4 protein-coding genes are annotated in these 4,389 nt (G+C 62.5%); 2 read left to right on the forward strand and 2 right to left on the reverse strand.

What is annotated here, in order from left to right; translation table 11 throughout:
- Positions 1–292 precede the first annotated feature (292 nt).
- Complete coding sequence (locus ACSLE4_RS02475; protein WP_435902913.1) at positions 293–619, reverse strand: hypothetical protein; 327 nt, start codon at positions 617–619, stop codon at positions 293–295.
- Between the two features lie 59 nt (positions 620–678).
- The gene (locus ACSLE4_RS02480; RefSeq protein WP_435902914.1) at positions 679–2,526 is read right to left on the reverse strand and encodes an ABC-F family ATP-binding cassette domain-containing protein; all 1,848 of its coding nucleotides are present in this window, start codon (positions 2,524–2,526) and stop codon (positions 679–681) included.
- 205 nt (positions 2,527–2,731) lie between these two features.
- On the opposite strand from ACSLE4_RS02480, the gene ACSLE4_RS02485 reads away from it, so the two are divergent.
- Positions 2,732–3,541, forward strand: coding sequence for a hypothetical protein (locus ACSLE4_RS02485; protein ID WP_435902915.1), 810 nt, complete (start codon positions 2,732–2,734; stop codon positions 3,539–3,541).
- 141 nt (positions 3,542–3,682) lie between these two features.
- A partial coding sequence (locus ACSLE4_RS02490) for a hypothetical protein (protein ID WP_435902916.1) occupies positions 3,683–4,389 on the forward strand: 707 nt, incomplete at its 3' end.

The raw sequence follows: 4,389 nt of genomic DNA on the forward strand, positions 1-4,389 counted from the left end.
TGCGCATATGGGGTTCTCCTTGCCTCCTCAAGCGTGGACAATACAGCTGGAGCTTAGAGCAAAGGAAAAGGTTCCAAGAAGCAATGTCGCTTGGAACATTGGCAATAATGCTCAGAGCTGGCCGTAAGAGATCGCACGCTTAAGAGTGCATAAACCGGAAAGCAAACCTTTGCATTACAAGTGAAAATTGACTTGCACACATACCCACAACGGGCCGGGCCACCAGAAAATGTAGAATGGCCGGGACAAGCCCGGCCATCAGCAAGCGATACGCGCAATTTTCTCGCGAAGACTACTCGACTTTTTGGAGCTTGTGACCCCAGCGCTGAGTAGCACGCTGGTAACTCACCTCGCCCGCATTCACGAGGGTAACAACACAGTTGTTCGACAAGCTCGGACCGGCCTTATCCATGCACTTCCGCAGGCCTGGATCGTTGACCGCGTAAACCCCGCAAAAGCGCTTGTAGTCGTTCTTGCACGCCCCCTTGACCGCAGACGAATACTGGGCGGCGGAAGGCACGGTCATCGCCAGCAATGTGGCGACGAAAACAAAGGAAGGGAGAAGTCTCCCGGACATGGTCATCACTCCAATTTGGTTCTGGTCGGCACCGCCTGACACCTACGGCCTTTTCGTCGTTGGATCAAGGCGTCGCCGCGCGGGCTCTAGGGATCTTTGCGTCATTGGGACGGCGCGCTCTGCTCCATTTCTTCGCTTAGCAGTTCGAGCCGCAACCACTCTTCCTCGGCCGTGGCCAAGTCTCCTTGCACCTTGGTCAACGCGGTGCCTGCGGCCGTGAACGCTTCCCGGTCCCGCTCATAGAAATCCGGATCCGCGAGCAACCGTTCCAGCCGCCCGATCTCGTCGTGAAGCGCGGCGATGCGCATGGGCAGGGTCTTCAAGGCGTGCTGCTCTGTGGGGCTGAGGCGCTTGCGCGGTCCCAAGGCAGGCTTATCAGGCACCGACGACTTTGCCGCGTTCTTCGGCGTAGAACTGTCCTTGGGCGCCTCTTGTGGGATGTCTCCCACACCCTTGCCACGCTGCGCGACCATGTCGGTATAGCCGCCGGCATACTCGATCCACCGGCCGTCCCCTTCCGCCACGACCACCGAGGTGACGGTGCGGTCCAAGAAATCGCGGTCGTGGCTGACGAGCAGCACGGTGCCAGGATAGCTCGCCAGCATCTCCTGGAGTACGTCGAGTGTTTCCAGATCGAGATCGTTGGTCGGCTCGTCCAGCACGAGCACGTTGGACGGATGCGCCAGCGCCACCGCGAGCATCAGCCGGCCCTGCTCCCCGCCCGAAAGGGCCTTCACGGGCGTTCCGGCCTGTTCGGGCGCGAACAGAAAGTCCCGCATATAGCTGATGACGTGACGCTCTTCGCCATTGATGATCACCGAATCGCCGCTGCCGTCAGTGAGCGTCGCGGAAACGCTTTGCTCCGGATCGAGCTTCTCGCGGCGTTGATCGAGACTCGCCACTTCGAGATTGGTGCCGAGCTTCACGGTGCCGGCGTCGGGTTTCAACGAACCCGTCAGGAGGTTGATGAGAGTCGTCTTGCCGGCGCCGTTCGGCCCAACAAGGCCGACCCGGTTGCCGCGGGCGATTCTGATGCTGAAGTCGCTGACCAGCTTTAGGTCGCCGTAGCTCTTGGCGAGCCGATGGGCCTCGATGACTTTCCGCCCCGCCTCACCGGCTTCATGCGCAGTCAGCTTCACGTCGGCTTGGATACGGTTCTGCTTCGCCTGAACACGCGTGCCGCGCAAGGAGAGCAGCCCTTCAAGCCGCCGCTGGTTGCGTTTTCGCCGTGCACTGACGCCATAGCGCAGCCAATGCTCCTCCCGCACGATCTGCCGGTCGAGCTTGTGATGCGCGATCTCCTCCTCTTCGAGGATGCCGTCCCGCCACGCCTCGAAAGCGCCAAACCCTTGCTCGAGCCGCCGTGTGGTGCCGCGGTCCAGCCACACAGTGGCGTGTGAAAGGGTCTCCAGGAAGCGCCGGTCATGACTGATCAGCACCAGCGCCGACCGCGAGGCCTTCAGCACCGCTTCCAGTTCCTCGAGGGCCACCACGTCCAAATGGTTGGTGGGCTCGTCCAACAGTAGAATGTCCGGGTCTGGCGCGAGCACCTGGGCCAACGCCGCGCGGCGCGTCTCGCCGCCTGACAAACGCGACGGTGCTTCCTCACCCGTAAGGCCGAGGCTTTCCAGGAGATACCGCGCACGGTGGGGATCATCGCCTGGGGAGAGTCCCGCCTCGACAAAGGCGCGCGTGGTCGCAAAGCCCGACAGATCCGGGTCTTGCGCCAGGTAGCGGATGGTCACGCCGGGCTGGACGAAACGGCTGCCGCTATCGGGCTCGATCTCGCCCGAGGCGATCTTGAGCAAAGTGGACTTTCCCGAGCCGTTCCGCCCCACCAGACACAACCGCTCCGAGGGGCCGATGGACAGCGTGGCACCATCCAGCAGCGGCTTGCTGCCAAAGCTCAGCGAGATCTCTCTCAGAAGAAGAAGGGGCGGCGGGGCCATGCGGGGGATCTATTTTTCTCTATTCGTTTAGCGCGGTTTTAGGGGATACGGCCCCTCCCCGCCACCTTTGGCAAGGCGTGGGCCCGCGGCAAACGCGCGAACAACCTCTGGGGACAATCTTGGTCCTAGTTGCTGTAGAGTTGCAGAATCGGCGGTTGGCAGCGACATTGGTGCGCTCCCGGTCCGACTTAGGGGAGGATGCGGCATGAATGCGTTACGGGGGATTTTGGCGGGCGCGCTTTCGGTTACGGCGGCGACCGTCTCTTCAGTCCAAGCACAGGACTCAGGCGACCTTGCTCAGCAGGCACAAAATCCGATCGCCAATCTGATTTCGGTCCCGTTCCAAAACAACACCAACTTCAATGTCGGCCCGTTCGACAAAGACCAGAACATTCTCAACATCCAGCCGGTGATCCCGTTCAAGCTGAACGAGGACTGGAATCTGGTCACGCGCTGGATCCTGCCGGTGGTCTATCAGCCGCCGGTGTACCAAGGCGACGAGAGCGATTTCGGTCTCGGCAATTTCAATCCGAGCTTCTTCTTCGTGAAGCAGGTCAGTCCGAAGCTCATGATCGGCGCCGGGCCGACCCTCCTCCTGCCCACCAACACGGACAGGAGTCTTGGGCCCGACAAATGGGGCGCAGGTCCGACGGCCGCCATCGTCTGGACGCCGGGCAAGTGGGTGGTCGGCGCGCTCGTCAATAACATCTGGTCGTTCGCGGGTGACTCGAACGAGCCGGACGTGAACGCCTTCCTGCTTCAGTACTTCGTCAACTACAACCTGAAGCACGGCTGGTATCTCTCCTCCGCGCCGATCATCACCGCCGATTGGAATGCGGCCGCCGACGACCAGTGGACGCTACCGCTCGGCGGCGGCGTGGGGCGCGTGTTCAATATCGGCGCGCAGCCCGTGAACATGTCGCTCAGCGCCTACGACAACGTCATCACGCCGGAAGAAGGCCCGGACTGGCAGCTCCGTTTCCAGGTGCAGCTTCTGTTCCCGACGGGAGGGTGATGTAGTCGAACGTCGGGCCTGGCGCAGCCTCGGCCCCCGCCCGCAAGGCGCGGCGGTAGGCGGATATTCACGGTTTTCCGGCAGGCTTCGCCGTGCTCGTGCCACGGTTTTGGACCATCGTGGCGGTCACGAGGGATGAACTTGGGGCATACTTTGGATCTGCTCGTTGCCGGTATCGTTTTGATACTCCTGTTCGTTGCGACTTATAGCCAGCGCAGGACCTGGGTCACGCTCGGCTCGACGGCGCTGACCATCGTCTTGGTCGCCGGCTGTGTGTTCTTCTCGACGGCCCAAGGCCCCAGCCAGATCCACAAGGGCCTCGCTCAGCTCGCCAAAAAGCTCCCGGCCGGGTGGGACCGCCCTGCCCTGGAGCTCACCACAGCGCTTGAACAGGCCTCTACCTCGCTCGCGAGCGCAAGGAAGGAAGCTGGCGCCCGCGAACCGCAGCCGGTCCTGAGCGCGTCGACCGCCGATTGGTTCTCCTGGGGGGCGTGGTTCAAGGCTGAGCAGACGGCCGAGCCGAACACCGAGCAGAAAGCCGAGCCGGGAGCAGAGCAGAGGAACTCACCGGAACCCGAGGCCGAGCCCCAGATCGAGCCCGTAGCGGACACAGGCTCCGCGCCGATCCAGTGGTTGCTCGATGCGCCTGCGGCAAGCGAGACACTCATGCTCACCGGCGCCAATGTGTCGGATCAGCCCATGGAAGACATCCGCGCCGTGCTCAAGCCGGATTCGGGTGGAGGTGCATTGCCGCTGACGCTCACGGTCGCCGGGGAGGATAGCGCGGCGGTGCCGGCTGGCGCGCGCTTTGGCCTTGTGGCCGAAACCCTAACCCCGGATGAGGCCAA

It is taken from the genome of Methyloceanibacter sp. (assembly GCF_051306395.1).
Lineage (GTDB): Bacteria > Pseudomonadota > Alphaproteobacteria > Rhizobiales > Methyloligellaceae > Methyloceanibacter.